The sequence below is a fragment of the Pseudomonas sp. K8 genome (assembly GCF_014889455.1).
In the GTDB taxonomy this organism is placed as follows: Bacteria; Pseudomonadota; Gammaproteobacteria; order Pseudomonadales; family Pseudomonadaceae; genus Aquipseudomonas; species Aquipseudomonas veronii.
Genome location: NZ_VJWO01000008.1, coordinates 58,866 through 75,905 on the forward strand (window position 1 = coordinate 58,866; position 17,040 = coordinate 75,905).

A 17,040-nucleotide genomic window follows, 5' to 3' on the forward strand; every position below is an offset into this window, starting at 1 on the left:
CCCCTTCATGTAGGAGTTGTCCCAAATCCACCGAATAACCACCCAACCGCGTCAAGGTTGATTGCAATAAACGCTCAAGCTGTGATGCAAATCATCGATCGCCTGCTCGACGCCCTCAACCGCTGCCCCCAACGCCTGGAGGTCCTGCCGTTCGCACACGGCCTCCAAGGTTTCGCAACAAGCGATCAGCGCGTGCGCCTTGACCATCCGCGCGCCGCCTTTGGCGCGGTGTGCCAGGTCATGCAACTGGGCAAAGTCGGCCTGACGTCGCAATGACGGCAATAGCCGTTGAGCGGCTTCCAGACTGTCGAGCAGCGGCATCAACAATTCGTTGAGCGCTGCATGATCGTCCCCCGTCAGCATGATCAGCGCTCCCAGATCGAACGCCGGTTCGGCTTGCGGCTCGCATAGGCTCGCCATGCGCGGCGCCAGGGCCGATCGCAAGTCTTCGAGCCCGGTGGGCTTGAACAGGCACCCGTCCATGCCCGCCTGGCGACAGCGCTCGGCTTCTTCGGGTTGGGCATTGGCGGTAAACCCCAGCAGCAGGCACGGCACCAGGCCTCGTTCGTGCTCTTGAGTACGAATATCCCGCGCCAATGTGTAACCGTCCTTCAGAGGCATATTGCAATCGGTGATCACGCCATCGAAGTGCCCGGCCTGCCACAGCGCGAGCCCCTGTACACCGTCCTCGGCCGTGGTAATGCGATGCCCCAGGAAGCTCAACTGCCGGGCCAGCAGCAAACGGTTGGCCGGGTAGTCATCCACCACCAGGATACTCAACGCGCGTGTCGGTGGGCTGTGCGGAGCAGGCGCCGAAGCCGGCACCGGCAGCGCGGCCGCCAGGCTCAGCGCCACACTCACGTCCACCCGGGTGCCCTGCCCCAGCACGCTGCTCAGGTGCAACTGACCGCCCATCATTTCGCACAGACTGCGACTGATCACCAGCCCCAGGCCGGAACCGCTGCGCGCCGATTGTTCAGCGTTGCTGCCCTGGCTGAACGGGTTGAACAGCCGCTGCTGGTCCTGAGCACTGATGCCCATACCGGTGTCTTGCACCCACAACCTGAGCCGCAGTTGATCCTCGGCGACATCGCCCTGGGCACCCAGTTGCACCTGGCCTTTGCTGGTGAACTTGATGGCATTGCTGAGCAGGTTCGAAACCACCTGCTTGAAGCGCAGCGGGTCGATCAGCACCGGGCGATCGAGCGCCGGATCGAGCGTCACGCGCAGCGCCAGCCCTTTGGCCCGCGCGAGGCCTTCGAAAACCCGCACCACCGAGGCCAGCAGCTCACGCAGGTTGGCGGGCTCCTGGGCCAGGGACAGGTGGCCGGATTCGATCCGGGCGATGTCCAGGATGTCGCCGATCAATTCCAGCATGCCGCGCGAGGCCACCGACGCCACTTCCAGCGCATCGCGATCCGCTCGACCTTGCTCGGCGCTTTTGAGCGCCAGCTCGATCATGCCGATCACCGCGTTCATCGGCGTCCGGATCTCGTGGCTCATGGTGGCCAGGAACGTCGTCTTGGCGCGGTTGGCGGCGTCGGCGTCGTCCTTGGCTTCCTGCAACTGGCCCAGCAAGCGGTGGCGCTCACTCACATCCACCCAGCCGGCAATCATGCCCACGACCTTCTCGTCGCCGTCGCGGTACGGCAGCATCCAATGGTAAATCGTGAGGACTTCACCGCCCGGCACCCTGAGGATCCGGTCATGAATCTGCGGCTCGCCCCGCGCCATCAACTTCAGGTAGTCGTCATGGTACGACTGGGCTTGCGGCGGGTTACCGGTGTCGGTTTCCACCACGGTCTTGCCGATCACGTCTTCGAGCTTGAAACCGAACACGTCGAGGTAGGCATTGTTGCAGGCCATCAACCGCCCCTGGCGATCGCGCACGTAAATCGGGTGAGGCGTGCCGTCGATCAACACGCTCATAAAGCGCATCTGATCGCTCAACGCCCGCTCGGCCTGGGCGCGCTTGCGAATCAGGCTGCGCAGGTAAAAGGCCCAGCACAGGGTGATCAACAACAGCACCGCGGCGAGACTGAAACCCTGGATGATTGCGTTGCGATGGCGCAGCCAGTAGCTGTCTTCAATGATGATCTCGCTGCGCCAGTGATTGGTCAGCTCATCCAGCTCCTCAGGTGTGATGCTCAACAATGCCTTGTCGAGGATCGAATACAGCTCCAGTTGGCTGCGGTTGACGCCAAACGTGATCCGCGCCGGCTCCGTGCCGACGGTGCTGGTCATACGCAAGCGGTCGCGGTAATGACGCGCAATCATGTAGCGCGCACTGATGAGCGAAATCACGGTCGCATCGGCCCCGCCATTGGCCACCAACTCCATGGCGGCTTCGGGGTTTGCGCTGTCGATAAACTCAATACCGGGGTAATCCCGCGTGATTTGCTCACCCAGGCTGTTGCTGCGAATGAACGCCAGGCGCTTTCCGGGCAAGTCTTCCAGGGTAACCAGCCGCTCGTCTTCGGCGCGCACCACCAGCACATACGGGTTGGACAGGTAAGGCCGGGTGAAGCGCAACTTCTCGGCCCGCTCGACGCTGGGGGTAATCACCGCCAGCATGTCCGCCTGGCCAGCATTGACTTCATCGATTTGTCGAGGCAACGAACTGCCCTTCACCACATCGAACTTCAGGCCCGTGCGCAAGCTGATCCGCGCCAGCACCTCCGCGCTAAGCCCTTCGAATTGCCCTTGCTCATTGAAAAACGACAATGGCACGAACTTGTCGCGCACCGCCACTTTCACCCGCGGGTGTTTCTCCAGCCAGCGCTGCTCGCTGTCACTCAGGCGCAGCCGTTCGGCTTCCATGAAACCGCTGCCGCCAGCACTCCAGCGGCGCAGAATATCCATCTGCTGGTTGACCGGCACGATGGCCAACGCGGCGTTGATGATATTGCGCAGGCGAATATTGTCCTTGGTGAACGCAAACCCGAAAGGGTTGACCTCCAGGCCGGAAAAATCCGCCACGCGCACGTTATTGAGGTGGTTCTTGTTGATCAGGTACCGGGTGCTGATGGCATCGCCCAGGTACGCATCGGCCCGGCCGAACGCCACCGCACCGATGGCTTCGAAGGTCGAGGCAAACAGTTGCAACTGCGCGTGGGGGTAGAACTGCTGCACGGCATCGGGCTGCATGTAGTGATACAGCATGGCCACGCGTTTGCCGGCCAAGTCCGCGCTCAGGGCCTGGGTGTCTCCGATGCGGGTGACCAGGGTGGGTTGATCGTTGGCGTAAGAGCGTGATAGCTCCAACTCAGGGTCTGCGGCTTCATAGCCGTTGGCCGAGCCAACGAAATCCACCGCGCCCTGCTTGAGCGCTTCAATCACTTCATCGCGGGTATCGTAGCGTCGCACCTCGATGATGATATTCAACGCCTGCGCCACCAGCGCCGCATAATCGGCGGTAATGCCCTCAAGCTCGTCGTTGTTGTTGCTCAGGTCGAATGGCGCGTAATCCGGCGCCGACACCCCCATCACCAACGTGCGCCGCTCACGTAGCCAGCGCCAGTCGGTTTCATCCAGCGTCAGGCTGGGGTTTTCGAGCTGAGAGTGCCCCAACAGGAACAGTGCATGTGGCTGATCGACGGCCACTGCGATCATGGGCAACAGGCCCATCAACAAGATCGCGGCGAGCCGCTTAAACACAGTGGCAGTCATTTCAGATCAGATGATTGCGCTGGGCGAACTTGGATAAATGCACGACGGAGGACATGCGCAACTTCTCCTTCAGGCGGGTTTTGTACGTGCTGATGGTCTTGTGGCTCAGCAGCATGTCCTCGGCGATTTCCTTGTTGCCCAGGCCCAGGGCCAGCTTCTGCAGCACCGTCAACTCGCGGTCCGAAAGAGCTTCCACCAACTCGTGCTCGGAGGTCTGCAAATCATCGCGGCGCACCGAACTGGTGGGCAGGCTGGGAAAGCAGCTGTAGTTGCACATCACAGCCTTGATTGCTTTTTGCAGCTCGTCCAACTCGCCGGTCTTGGCGACAAACCCCATGGCACCGGCCCGCATGCACCGGGTCGAAAAAAACACCGCCAAGTAGGACGTGAGCACCAGGATCTTGCACGGCAGGCCCAAGGCCTTGATCCGACTGATGACCTCCAGGCCACCCAACTTGGGCATCGCCAGGTCGAGAATCACCAGGTCCGGACGCCCTTCTCTGGCCTTCTGCACGGCATCCGCGCCATTACCCGCTTCATCAATTTCAGTAAAACCTTCCTGTTTCAACAGAAATTTGACAGTGGCACGAATAAACGGGTGGTCATCCACTACTAACGCTTTGCTCATAAAACACCCCTGAGAGGACAAAGTACGCTGACACATCACACGGGACGCAGCCACCTGTGAGAATTGACAGTCCCGACGAACGGTACGGTCCCTCAGAGCGCCAACAGACGGGTGCCTGGTCCCTTCCCTTGAAAATCACCACGAACATATGAAGCCATATCATTGCTGCCGGCCAGCCGCAGCGATCAACCTTAGCAATGGGGTGATGTTTCTTACGAAGGGATAATCCTGACTGCGTGTAGGACTTTTCCTTACAAAAGCATAGCCAATCCTGGGTTTACCTAGGCTTGACCAGGATGGATCAGTCGGTGGTACTTGGGCTCCAGAAAGCCTGCACCACCAGGCTCGACATGGAAATGCGCGTCACCAGGGCGTCCAGTTCATCACCGTCCACGGAAGTGGCCGCCAGGGTCGCCTCGATCTCCACTTCTTCGCTGCCAAACGGGCGCACATCGACATCGCTGGCGGGGTAGTTGCAACGTGCCAGCTCGGCTTCCAGCAACACCATGACCGCCTGTTGCTGGCTACGCCGTGCAATCACATAGAGGATGTTGGTCACCTCCGCCGACACCACATCCAGCGGCTGGCGGTTGATGTTATTGACGATCGGCCGCAGCAGCGTATTGGCCGCCAGTACGAACAGCGTGCCCAGCAGCGCTTCGAGGATCAGGTCGGCACCGGCACAGGCGCCCACCGCGGCCGAGGCCCAGAGGGTGGCGGCGGTGTTGAGCCCGCGCACGTTGCCTTCTTCGCGCATGATCACGCCGGCCCCCAGAAAGCCGATGCCCGACACCACATAGGCGACCACCCGCACAGCACCGTCTGCACCGCCCAGGCGGTTGGCCATGTCGACGAAAATCGCCGCGCCCACTGCGACCAGCACGTTGGTGCGCAAGCCCGCCGTGCGCTGGCGGTACTGGCGCTCGAAGCCGATCAAGCCGCCGAGGATAAACGCGGCGGTCAGGCTGACCACGGTATCGATCAGGGAATCGAGGTTGATGTTGTTGATTGCCTGCATAAAAACTCCATGAATGCGGCGGCAGCCCCACTGCCATCGCGGGCAAGCCTGGCTCCCACCGGGTCCAGGGGCGTTCGATACAACTGTTATTGCCAGCCAAACTTACGGATGTAGTAGCCCTTTACCGCCTGGGTCAACGCCATGTACCCCAACAGAATCACGGGCAGGAACACAAAGTACAGCGACGGCAACGCCTGCAGTTTGAAGTAGTGCGCCAACGGCCCCATCGGCAGGAAAATCCCTACGGCCATGATCACCCCCGTCATCACCATCAGCGGCATTGCCGCACGGCTTTGCAGAAACGGGATTTTCGGGGTGCGGATCATATGTACGATCAGCGTCTGGGTCAGCAACCCCACCACGAACCAACCCGACTGGAACAGGGTCTGGTGGTCCGGGGTGTTGGCATCGAACACATACCACATGAGTGCGAACGTGGTGATGTCAAAGATCGAACTGATCGGCCCGAAAAACAGCATGAAACGGCCCACATCCCCCGGTTGCCAGCGTTGCGGCTTGGCGAGCATTTCTTCATCGACGTTATCGAATGGAATCGCGATCTGCGAAATGTCGTACAGCAGGTTCTGCACCAGCAAATGCATGGGCAGCATCGGCAGGAACGGAATGAACGCACTGGCGACCAGCACCGAAAACACGTTGCCGAAGTTGGAGCTGGCGGTCATCTTGATGTACTTGAGCATGTTGGCGAAGGTGCGCCGGCCTTCGAGCACGCCCTCCTCCAGGATCATCAGGCTCTTTTCCAGCAGGATGATGTCAGCCGCTTCCTTGGCGATGTCCACCGCGCTGTCCACCGAAATACCGATATCGGCCGTGCGCAGCGCCGGTGCGTCGTTGATCCCATCGCCCATGAAGCCCACCACATGGCCGTTGGCCTTGAGCAGGCGCACGATGCGTTCCTTGTGCGACGGCGTCAGCCTGGCGAATACGTTGGTGGTTTCCACGGCCTTGGCCAGTTCGGCGTCGGTCATGTCCTCGATGTCATTGCCCATCAGCAGGCCTTGCTGCTCCAGGCCCACTTCGCGGCAGATCTTGGCGGTGACCAGTTCGTTATCGCCCGTCAGCACTTTGACGGCCACGCCGTGGGCTTTAAGGGCCTTGAGGGCAGGCGCGGTGCTTTCCTTGGGCGGATCGAGGAAGGCCACATAACCGATCAACGTCAGGTTTTTTTCATCCGCCAGGTTGTAGGTATCGCGCCCCGCTGACATCGGCTGCGCGGCGACCGCGACCACCCGCAAGCCTTCTTCGTTGAATGCCGCGGTCACTTGGCGGATGCGCGCCAGCAACTCATCGGTCAGCGCTTCGTTGGAGTCGCCGTGGCGCACCCGGTTGCACACCGACAGAATCTCTTCCACCGCGCCTTTGCAGATCAACAGGTGCGGCTGGCCTTGCTCGGCCACCACCACCGACATCCGGCGCCGGTTGAAGTCGAACGGGATCTCATCGACCTTCTGGAACGCGGTGGCGACTTTCAGCTCGCGATGCACTTCCACGTGTTCCAGCACCGCCACGTCCAGCAGGTTTTTCAGACCGGTCTGGTAGTAACTGTTGAGGTAGGCCATTTCCAGCACGTCGTCGGACTCTTCGCCCCACACGTCCACATGGCGCGCCAGGAAAATCTTGTCCTGGGTCAGCGTGCCGGTTTTGTCCGTACACAGTACGTCCATGGCGCCGAAGTTCTGGATCGCGTCCAGGCGCTTGACGATGACCTTCTTGCGCGACAGAAACACCGCGCCCTTGGCCAACGTCGAGGTGACGATCATCGGCAGCATTTCCGGGGTCAGGCCCACGGCAATCGACAGCGCGAACAGCAGCGCTTCGGTCCAGTCGCCCTTGGTGAAACCGTTGATGAACAACACCAGCGGCGCCATCACGAACATGAAGCGGATCAGCAGCCAACTGACTTTGTTGACGCCCTGCTGGAACGAGGTGGTCGCGCGATCCGTGGCGGTGACGCGCTGGGCCAACGCGCCGAAATAGGTGCTGTTGCCAGTGGTCAGAATCACCGCCGTCGCCGCGCCGGACACCACGTTGGTGCCCATGAACAGGATGTTTTCCAGGTCCAGCGGGTTGCGCGTCTTGGCATCCTTCTGCTGGGCGAACTTCTCCACCGGCATCGATTCGCCGGTCATCGCCGCCTGGCTGACGAACAGGTCCTTGGCATTGAGCACGCGGCAGTCGGCGGGGATCATATCGCCGGCCGACAGCACGATCAGGTCGCCCGGCACCAGTTGCTTGATCGGCAGCTCGATGGGTTTGGCCGCCTCGCGGCGCAACACCGTCGCGGTATTGCTCACCATGTCCTTGAGTGCGTCGGCAGCCTTGTTCGACTTGGCCTCCTGCCAGAAACGCAGCAGGGTCGACAGCACCACCATGGAAAAAATCACCGTGGCGGCCTTCATGTCTTCGGTCAGCCAGGAGATCACCGCCAGCAAGGTCAGTAGCAGGTTGAAGGGGTTCTTGTAGCAATGCCACAGGTGGACCCACCAGGGCAGCGGCTGTTCGTGTTCGACTTCATTGAGGCCGTATTGCTCCCGCAACGCGTCGGCTTCCTGGGCGTCCAAGCCTTCGGCGTGACTGCCCAGGGTGCCCAGCAATTGTTCCGCGCCGCTGTTGGCCGCAGCCACCAGGGTTTGCGCCAGGCTCGGCGGGACTTCGCGGCTGACGCTGGCGTCGGTGACGCTGTCGAGCAGTGCCAGGCGACGGAAATGCCGAGCGATATGCCGGGTCCGCAGGAAGCCGGCAAAGAACTCTTTCAACAGAGTGAAGTTCATGGTGTTACTCCTGCGCGAGGAAACCATCGTGCAGGTACGACCAACTGCGCCGCGCCCGATCAAAAAGGCACAGCCAGCCTGGCCCGCCCGCCGCAAAAAGGCAGGCGCGTCCGTAGCAACCTGAGGTGAATCAGGTGCTGGTCAGCGTCGATGAGAGTGGATCGAGGCAGGCGCCAGGACTGGTCGCTGCCGGGATGCCGCTTCTCGCTGTTTGGCGAGACAACGGCATCGGAAGAATGCGCGTTACCTTGCCAAGTCTGTGCCGGTTACCGAAACCGGCCGACGACTGTCACTTGAACAAGTACCCACTGAGGGTCTCCGCTATTGATGAAAACGCGCGAAGCTTACGCCCCGATTACAGGAGAGTAAACCGTAGGAAAGTACCTGCATGATGAATAAGAGGATTCTTCAGGATGGGTTCAGGAACCCCTATCTTGAAGCCCTCCAAGGATTAAATGTGGGAGGGAGCTTGCTCCCGATGGCGATGGTGCAACTAGAGATAAGCTAACTGCCCCACCGCCATCGGGAGCAAGTCGAGTCGTCGCACCGCCCCTCCCACAGGTTGAATGTGTCTATCCGCAGCTAAGGTGCAACAGGTCGATCTCGCGGCACCCGTATCAGGTAATCATCCACCTGCCCACCCACCAGCGCCTTGACCTGAATCGACACCGTATTCAGCTGTCGCCCCATCCTGACCCCCTCGCGAATACGCACCGGCACATACCCCAGTTTCGGCCAGAAACGCTCGGCCTTGCGATTACCGACCACCACCGTCAGGCGCAGCCACTCGGCCCCCTGCGTGACGGCCCATGCTTCGAGGTCGGCGTGTAACCGCCGCCCTCAATCATCGCGCGTCAGTACTTCCAGCAATTCAATTTCAAAGCGCAAAGGGCTGTTCGGCTTGATATGCGCGCCCATCGAACGTTCGCCATACGCCAGGTGCGCCGGTACGAACAATGTGCGTACACCGCCGACTTGCATGCCCATCAACCCCTGGTCCCAGCCCTTGATCACCCGGCCCGTTCCAATCACACACTGAAACGGCTTGCCCCGTTCCCACGACGAATCGAACACCGTGCCATCTTCCAGGGTGCCGGTGTATTGAGTGGTGATCAACGCGCCCTTGACCACGGCCTTGCCGGTGCCGGGGCGGATGTCGGTGATCTGGAGTTGTTCGTCGCTCATGGGGGGCTCTCGTTGACTGCGCAAAGGCTGGGGTTTTCCCAGAATTGGGTGGGTTTGGCAAGTGGAGGAAGCGTCGGTTCAATGACATTTCTCTTTAACCTGCGGGGCGTTTCCGCCGGCTGGGCGGCACCTCGCGCACAGGCGCTATTTCGAGATCGCACTCGGTGAACATAATCGGAGGGGGGGCGGTGAATTGGTCGCTGGAGTGCATGCTGCCGAGCTGAACCGGCGGCACGCGTTGTGATGAGGGACGATTGCCTCACCACAACAAAAGCAATCACCGCCTCAAAGCTCAAGACCGGATAGTAAGGTTTTGTCGCGAGAGAGCAGACCTAGTGTCTGCAACACGTCATTGACGGCGCCGACAACGCCCACATTTTTAGGCTGGGGCTTCCCATCGACAACATCCTTCAACGCTGTCAAAAACTCCACCCGGCCCGAATCGACCTTATCGGACTTGCTGTCCTTGGATGAGATACGGCCCTGGGCAGTATTAATCTCTTTATCAAGGTAAGCGTTAAATTCAGACTTTTTCATTGTCAGTTTCCTTCTTCAACAATGCGTGAGGGCAGACGCAGCAGCTTAAGAAGCTCACTGCATCCTGCCTACTGTCAGAGTTCACAGGTCTGTACCAGTTGCCGGGTGTCGTTCTCACAACCAACGCTAGTGCATGTCGATCCAATTTCGCTGGGACCAAAAGACCTGACCTCTCTCCACGAATATGGGCAGCGAACTATCAAGAGCCCACTGACACCTCAACCGGAAGCGCCCGATTTTCTCCCGCCCGTCAGATCACCTCTTATGGAGCGCCAGCCACTTCGGCGGTAACCATCCAAAGAGATCACCCACAATGAACCAAGCCACAAGCCCTGTACGTGTTTCTGTTGTGCAATTCGATCCCCAGGTCGGTGTGGACCACCGTACCGCAAACCTGCGACGTAGCCTGGAGCTGGCAGCCGCAGCAGCGAACGGCGGCGCCAATCTGATCGTGCTGCCGGAGCTTTCCAACTGCGGTTACTTTTTTTCCAGCCGCAAAGATGCGTTCGATCACGCCGAAGCGGTGCCAGACGGTCCGAGTCTGCGGGCATGGATCGACTTTGCCGGCCGGTACCAGGTCTATCTGGTGGCGGGCCTGAACGAAATCGACGGAGCGCAATTATTCAATACAGCGGTGCTGCTCGGCCCGGACGGTTTTATCGGCAAGTACCGCAAGGCCCATCTATGGAACCTGGAGAAGCTGTGGTTCACCCCGGGAAACACGGGATTTCCAGTCTTCGAGACACCGATCGGGCGGATCGGCATGCTGATCTGTTGGGACATCTGGTTTCCCGAAGTCCCGCGCATTCTCAGCCAGCAGGGTGCCGATATCATTTGCAGCCTGAACAACTGGGTCTGGACGCCGCCCCCGCTGTTCGACGACGCCGGGCGGTGCATGGCGTCCTACCTGACGATGACGGCAGCACACGTCAATAACGTGTTTATTGCCGCCGCCAGTCGAATCGGCGAAGAGCGCGATGCCCGTTACCTGGGGTGTTCGCTGATTGCCGGGACCAATGGGTGGCCTATCGGCAAGGTGGCGTCGGCCAATCGCCAGGAAATCCTGTTCGCCGATATCGACCTGAGCAGCGCGCGCAGTGCGCCCATCTGGAACAGCCTCAATGATCTGCAAAGGGATCGGCGGGTTGACCTGTACGATCAGATGCTGGGCTATATGCAGCATCGAGCATTGCCGCGTTGAACACGAGCGGCCTCACAACCAATGCCAAAACCGGCTCCAGAACCCACGCCCCAAATCATTCTTGCAACCCGCATATTGCTGCGCATACAGCTGCGAGCGAGCCTGCACTTTGCTGGCCACGGGGGGTAGCCAGGCTTTGCTGGCGTAGGTGCGCTGGCGATAGCCGCCCCAGCCTTCGTGGTAGTTCAGGTATTGGCCGTAGGCGTCGTACTTGTAAACGCCGTTGATGGTGTAGGTCTTGTCCATGTACCAACCGACGAAGTCGATGGCGTCGTCGAAGTCCTGACGGCTGGCGCCGCTGCGGCCGGTGCTTTTGCGGTAGTCGTTCCACACTTCATCCTTGGCCTGGGCATAGCCGGCGGCGGTGGAGACGCGGCCCCAGGGGATGATCCACAACAGGTAGTTACGCGGAGCCTTGGCGTCCTGCCGGAAGGCCGATTCCTGGTACATGATGGCGAACGGCAACTGGATCGGCACGCCCCAGCGCTTTTGGGTGACTTGGGCGGCGTCGTACCAGTCGGCCTTTTCGCGAAAGATGCCGCAGAGGTCGTTGGGCGTGCGGGGTGGCGAGGTGCCGCAGGCCGCCAGCAGCGAAGTGAGTAATAACAAGCCGACGAATTTGCCTGCGTTCAAGATGCACCTTTGCGGGATACGCGTAAAAAGCCGGCATTTTACCCATTCAACGCGGCAGGTGAAGAAAGGAAACGCTCAGCGCCGTGCGCAACAGCAGCGTGCGCCAGATCGCACGGGGCAGTTGCGCTGCACTATCGCGCAGCCTGGGTGTCGTAACTCGCATGCGCCCATTCCCAGGAGAAACCATGAGCCAGGACGTCCTCGCCAAAGAAACCAACCGCCGCCAATTGCAGCAGATCATCTCCGGGTTGTCCGACGGGGTGATTTTGGCCGAGCTCGACCAGACCATCCTCTGGGCCAACGAGGCCGCACTGACCATGCACGGGGTCAGCGCGGTCGAACACCTGGGCGCCAACAATCAGGCCTATGCCGAGCGGTTCGCCTTGCGCTATCGCAATAACCACCCGCTGTTGCCGGACACTTACCCGCTCAGCCGGGTGGCGGCCGGCGAAGCGTTCAGCGACGTGATCGTGGAAGTCAGCCCCACCGGCGACGACGAGCGCAGTTGGGTCCATCGCCTGCGCAGCCTGGTGCTGACCGATTCACGCGGCGAACCGGAGCTTTTGGTGTTGATCCTCAGCGACGCCACCGAATGGGCGAGCGCCGAGCAGCGCTTCGAAAAAACCTTCACCGCCAACCCCGCGCCCGCCGTGATCTGCCGCCTCAGCGACCTGCGCTATATCAAGGTCAACCAGGGCTTTCTGGAGATGACTGGCTATAACCGCGACCAAGTGATCGGCCGCTCGGTGTATGAACTGGACGTGCTGGAACACGCCGAGCGCAAGGACCTGGCCATCCAGCGCCTGGCCGAAGGCGCGACCATCCCGCAGATGCAGGCCGAATTGAGATTGCCCGAGGGCGGCAGCAAGTTGGTGATCGTGGCCGGCCAGCCGTTGGACATGAACGAGGAAGACTGCATGTTGTTTTCCTTCACCGACCTGGAACCGCGGCGCAAGGCAGAAATCGCCCTGCGCCAGAGTGAGGAGCGCTTCGCCAAGTCGTTCCGCCTGACGCCGGTGCCAACCCTGGTGTGCAACGCCGACAACCGTCAGGTGGTGGATATCAACGAAGCCTTCATGAGCATTACCGGCTACACCAGTGAGGAACTGATCGGCAAAGCAATCGAAGACATCGACTTCATCGACAGCGCCCAAGCCTGCGCGCAGTTGTTCGCCACTCTGGAAAAAGCCGGCAACCTCGACGGGCTGGATCTGAAGGTGCGCAAGAAAGGCGATGAGGTGATCGACTGCGTGGTGTCCGCCGATACCGTGAGCATCCAGGACGTGCCCTGCTACCTGCTGGTGCTGATGAACATCACCGAACGCAAACGCTCGGAGCTGGAGCTGGTGGCGGCCATCGAAGAAGTGATGCAGGACGCCTCCTGGTTCAGCCAGACCCTGATCGAAAAGCTGGCCAACGCCAAAGGCGCCAACCGACCCAATGTGCCGGGCATTGCCTTCACTGACCTCACCACCCGCGAGCGCGATGTGCTGGGTTTGATTTGCGAAGGCCTGGCCGACAAAGAGATCGCCTCGCGCCTGAAGCTGGCGCCCAACACGGTGCGTAACCATGTGGCCACGGTGTATTCCAAACTGGGGGTGCATAGCCGTAGTGCAGCGATCGTCTGGGCCCGTGAGCGCGGGCTGTTCGCCGGTGAACTGCGTCTGAAAAACAAGCGCTGAAAGTGCAAATGCACTAGTGCGGCTAGTGCGAATTCGCCTTATTGCGCCTAGGTGTAATGCTTAACCTTCCTGGGGTGGGCACAGGCTTTCGATCCTGTGTCGTCGTATTCCACACCCGGAAGGAATTAGCATGTTTACCCTGTCTCAATTGCGAAATTGCATCGAAGAAGGCCTGTCGCCGCTGACGTGCGAATTCACCCTGTGCCGGGACGCGTCGCTGACCCTCAAAGTCTTCGACGCCGAAACCGGCCGGGTCGACCTGGTGGTCACCGGGATCAGCACCAATCGGCTGCAGACCCCGCAAGAAGTGGACAAGATGGTCGAAGAATTACGCTACGAGCTGCACAGCAACCACCTGGGCAAACTCACTCTGGATGACTTTCCTTCAGCCTCGCACCCATGAAATAGAACACCCCGCCACCGACGATAAACGCCCCCAGCATGTAGAACATGTAATGCGCCGGCAGGCTGGCCAACACCAACCCGCACAGCACCGGCCCCAGCGCGGCGCCGAGGTTGGACAGGTTTTGCGCGCCGTAATACATGCCGCGCAGGTGGTCCGGGGCAATACGGTCGATAAACATGTACTCGGCCGGGAACACGACGATTTCCCCCACGGTAAACACCGCCATCGCCAGCACCCACCACAGCACGCTGGTGGACAGCGCAAAGCCGATCAACCCCAGCATGAACATGCTCAAGCCGAAGATCAGCCACTGGCTCAGGTAACGGTGCGAGATGCGCCGGCCGATCACGTATTGCAGGGCAATCACCAACACGGCGTTCGTCGTAAGCACCGCGCTGATGACCTTGTAGGTGTATTCAGCAGTGGTGGTGGTCACCAGGTATTGCGACAGGTAAGCCGTGAACTGGCCGAACACCACCGCACTGAGCACGCCGCCAACGGTGAAGCACACCAGGCGCCGATCCTTTAACAGCACGCGGCCGACAGCCAGGAACGACACCGGCTTTTGCGTGGCATCGACAGTGGCCAGCGCACGATCGCCCCAGCGCCAGTACAGCAGGAAAAACCCCGCCCCCAACAGCGCCGACAGCATAAACGGCAAGCTGATATCCAGCCTAGCCACCATCGCACCAAAGAACGGCCCCACCGCATAGCCGATATTGGTCAGGGTGTACTTGATGGAAAACACCTCACTGCGCGCATCTTCCGGCAACAGGCTGGCAAAGCCGGCTTTGATCGCAATATCGATGACCGCGTAAGCCAGGTTGATCAGGATCAGGCAGCCATAGAACGCCCAGATAGTCTGCGCGAGCACCGTACCGATAAAGCCCACGACAAACAGCGCACTCAAGCCCAGCAGTAACCGATAGCTGCTGATGCGATCGACGAGAAACCCGCCATACACGCTGAGCAACGAACCGACGATCAGCGAACTGCCGATCACCAGGCCGACCTGAGTGATGTCCAGGGCAAAGTGCCGGGTGAGGTAGATAACCAGGTACGGAAAGGTGATCGCCTTGGCCAGCGTCAGCATCAACGTGGCGGACAGCAACAGCTTCACTGTGCGGGGGTAGTGTCTTAGGGTGGCAAGCATCCTGCTCTCATTCCATGAAGGTAACGCGGCCATTGCAGCCGGTCACCTTACCTCAGGAACCCGAAAAAAAGCAGGCGTTGCCAGCGGATTATTGCTTGACCGGAGTGATCTCGAGGATGGTGCCGTTAGTGGTTTTGAGCAGCACAAACCTATTGCTCTCGTGAAATTTATCCTGTAATTTTTCATGAAATTTAACGAAATAAATTTCATGAACCAACAAGAAGAACTCGAAGCCCTGGCAATCCTGATCCACGATCTGCGCAAGTACAAGAAACTCACCCTCGCGCAATTGGCGCAAAAGATCGAGCGTTCGGTGGGTTTCCTGTCTCAGGTCGAACGAGGCCTGTCACGCCCGACCGTGGCGGACCTGACCGCGATCAGCCACGCCCTTGACGTGCCCACCACCTATTTCTACAGCCTGAGCAAACCCAAGGCCATCAACTGGGTGACGCGCCCCAACGAGCGGCGCACGGTGTATTACGCCAATGGCATCACCGACATCCTGGTCTCCCCCAACATGAACGGTGCGTTTTCGATGCTCGACAGCCTGCTGGCCCCCGGAGCCAATAGCGGTGAGCAGACCATGAGCGACCGCGCCGAGCAGGCCGGGTTTGTGCTGGAGGGTGAGTTGACGCTGTGGGTGGAAGGGGAAGCCGACTCGGTCACCCTGCACCAAGGCGACAGCTTCCACCTGGCCAGTTTCGCCCGCTGCCGCTACGCCAACCTGACCGAACTGCCCGCCCGCGTGCTGTGGGTTTACAACTAGGAGCTACACCCGTGAAAAGCCATTCCTCCACGCTGCTGGCCGAAGTACGGAGCTTTCGCCAGAACCACCCCGACGTGCGTTATGTCGACCTGATCGCCCTGGACATCCCCGGGCATTTCTACGGCAAGCGCTACCCGGTGGAGATGCTGGAAAAAGTCGCCGCCGGCGGCCCCTTGAAGCTGCCGCAGAACGCCGTGCTGCTGGGGGTTCAGGGCGGTTTGTTCAAGATCGGTGATTACTGCTTCAACGACGGCGACCCCGACGCCAACCGCCGCCTGGTGCCGGGCACGCTCAAGCCGGTGAGCTGGGAGTCGCAGCCGCTGGGCCAGATGCTGATCACCTCAGACGGTACGCAAGCGCCGATCGAATTCGAGCCGCGGGAAGTATTGGCCAAGGTCCTGGAACGCCTGCACCACAAAGGCATTCACCCGGTGGTGGCCTTTGAACTGGAGTTGTACCTGTTCGACAAGCAGCTCGACAACGGCCTGCCGCAATTCGCCCGCGACCCGCTGAGTGACGACGCCGACGACCAGCCCAACCTGCATATCGAGCGACTGTCGCGCTTCAGCGAGGTGCTCGACGATATGGCGCAAACCGCCAAGGACCAAGGCATCGACATCACGGTGATCACCGCGGAACTCGGCCCTGGCCAGTTCGAGATCAACTTCGGCCACTTGGACGATGGCCTGCGCGCTGCCGACTGGGCCGCCCTGTTCTGCCGCAGCACCCGTGGCGTGGCGCTCAAGCACGGCTACCGCGCCAGCTTCATGGCCAAGCCCTACCTGCAATTCCCCGGCAGCGGCATGCATGTGCATGTCAGCCTGTACGACGGCGCCGGCAACAACATACTCGCGGCCCATCAACAGCAACCCCTGCGCCACGCCGTGGCCGGCTGCCTGGAGTTGCTGCCGCACTGCATGCCGATCTTCTCGCCGAACCACAACGCCTTCCGCCGCCTGGGCGGTACGGTCAACGCCGCCACCCGTGCCAGCTGGGGCTTCGAAGACCGCGATGCGTGCGTACGCATCCCCGAGTCCGACCCGCGCAACCTGCGTATCGAACACCGCCTGGCCAGCGCCGATGCCAACCCGTACCTGGTGTTGGCGGCGATTCTGGTTGGGTTGGAGCATGGGCTTGACGCCAAGCGCGAACCCATCGCCCCACTGAACGACGACCGCAACAGCGGCACCGACTTCCCCCTGGAAATGCTCGAGGCCGTGCGCGCCATGCAACATCAAGCGGTATTGCGCGATAAGCTGGGCGCGGAATTTGTCGACGTGTACTGCGAGAACAAACGCCAGGACCACTTGGCGTTTCAGCAGGAGATCAACACGCGGGAATACCGCTGGTTTCTCTAACCCCCCATGGAA

General features: G+C 60.5%; 13 protein-coding genes and 1 pseudogene. 5 read left to right on the forward strand and 9 right to left on the reverse strand.

What is annotated here, in order from left to right; genetic code table 11:
- Positions 1–51: 51 nt before the first annotated feature.
- The 7 genes and pseudogenes from INT12_RS08220 to INT12_RS08245 all read right to left on the reverse strand — a co-directional run bounded on the left by INT12_RS08220 (position 52) and on the right by INT12_RS08245 (position 9,829).
- On the reverse strand, positions 52–3,669 hold the full coding sequence (locus INT12_RS08220) for a transporter substrate-binding domain-containing protein (protein WP_193058814.1): 3,618 nt from the start codon (positions 3,667–3,669) through the stop codon (positions 52–54).
- Between the two features lies 1 nt (position 3,670).
- Positions 3,671–4,297, reverse strand: a complete 627-nt coding sequence (locus tag INT12_RS08225) for a response regulator transcription factor (RefSeq protein WP_017847071.1) — start codon at positions 4,295–4,297, stop codon at positions 3,671–3,673.
- A 301-nt stretch (positions 4,298–4,598) separates the two neighbouring features.
- Positions 4,599–5,315 carry an MgtC/SapB family protein gene (locus INT12_RS08230; protein WP_017847070.1) on the reverse strand — a complete coding sequence of 239 codons (717 nt, stop codon included), beginning with the start codon at positions 5,313–5,315 and terminating at the stop codon, positions 4,599–4,601.
- A gap of 86 nt (positions 5,316–5,401) precedes the next feature.
- Entirely contained in the window at positions 5,402–8,107 is a 2,706-nt protein-coding gene (gene mgtA, locus INT12_RS08235; RefSeq protein ID WP_046485891.1) for a magnesium-translocating P-type ATPase, read from the reverse strand.
- 582 nt (positions 8,108–8,689) lie between these two features.
- Positions 8,690–8,944 (reverse strand): annotated as a pseudogene (locus INT12_RS31210) (GNAT family N-acetyltransferase); the annotation flags it as partial.
- A 3-nt stretch (positions 8,945–8,947) separates the two neighbouring features.
- A complete protein-coding gene (locus INT12_RS08240) occupies positions 8,948–9,292 on the reverse strand; it encodes an FKBP-type peptidyl-prolyl cis-trans isomerase (RefSeq protein ID WP_017847066.1) in 345 nt (114 codons plus the stop codon).
- A 285-nt stretch (positions 9,293–9,577) separates the two neighbouring features.
- Entirely contained in the window at positions 9,578–9,829 is a 252-nt protein-coding gene (locus INT12_RS08245; RefSeq protein ID WP_104903523.1) for a hypothetical protein, read from the reverse strand.
- A 313-nt stretch (positions 9,830–10,142) separates the two neighbouring features.
- Between INT12_RS08245 and INT12_RS08250 the strand changes: the two genes are divergently transcribed.
- Positions 10,143–11,030: a nitrilase family protein gene (locus INT12_RS08250; RefSeq protein WP_104903524.1), complete on the forward strand. Its 888-nt coding sequence runs from the start codon at positions 10,143–10,145 to the stop codon at positions 11,028–11,030.
- 12 nt (positions 11,031–11,042) lie between these two features.
- Here INT12_RS08250 and INT12_RS08255 read toward each other — a convergent pair whose 3' ends face one another.
- Positions 11,043–11,663, reverse strand: coding sequence for a transglycosylase SLT domain-containing protein (locus INT12_RS08255; protein ID WP_057004912.1), 621 nt, complete (start codon positions 11,661–11,663; stop codon positions 11,043–11,045).
- Between the two features lie 185 nt (positions 11,664–11,848).
- Here INT12_RS08255 and INT12_RS08260 point away from each other — a divergent pair, with 185 nt between their 5' ends.
- Positions 11,849–13,345 (forward strand): helix-turn-helix transcriptional regulator, encoded by a 1,497-nt coding sequence (locus INT12_RS08260; protein ID WP_193058815.1) that lies wholly within the window; start codon positions 11,849–11,851, stop codon positions 13,343–13,345.
- Between the two features lie 130 nt (positions 13,346–13,475).
- Entirely contained in the window at positions 13,476–13,748 is a 273-nt protein-coding gene (locus INT12_RS08265; protein WP_193040361.1) for a DUF1652 domain-containing protein, read from the forward strand.
- Here INT12_RS08265 and INT12_RS08270 read toward each other — a convergent pair.
- Positions 13,711–14,904 (reverse strand): MFS transporter, encoded by a 1,194-nt coding sequence (locus INT12_RS08270; RefSeq protein ID WP_193040360.1) that lies wholly within the window; start codon positions 14,902–14,904, stop codon positions 13,711–13,713. The genes INT12_RS08265 and INT12_RS08270 overlap by 38 nt on opposite strands.
- A 208-nt stretch (positions 14,905–15,112) precedes the next feature.
- On the opposite strand from INT12_RS08270, the gene INT12_RS08275 reads away from it, so the two are divergent.
- Together INT12_RS08275 and INT12_RS08280 are read left to right on the forward strand one after the other, a co-directional pair.
- Positions 15,113–15,670 (forward strand): helix-turn-helix domain-containing protein, encoded by a 558-nt coding sequence (locus INT12_RS08275; protein WP_017847055.1) that lies wholly within the window; start codon positions 15,113–15,115, stop codon positions 15,668–15,670.
- 11 nt (positions 15,671–15,681) lie between these two features.
- Complete coding sequence (locus INT12_RS08280; protein ID WP_193058816.1) at positions 15,682–17,028, forward strand: glutamine synthetase family protein; 1,347 nt, start codon at positions 15,682–15,684, stop codon at positions 17,026–17,028.
- The last annotated feature ends 12 nt before the right edge of the window (positions 17,029–17,040 follow it).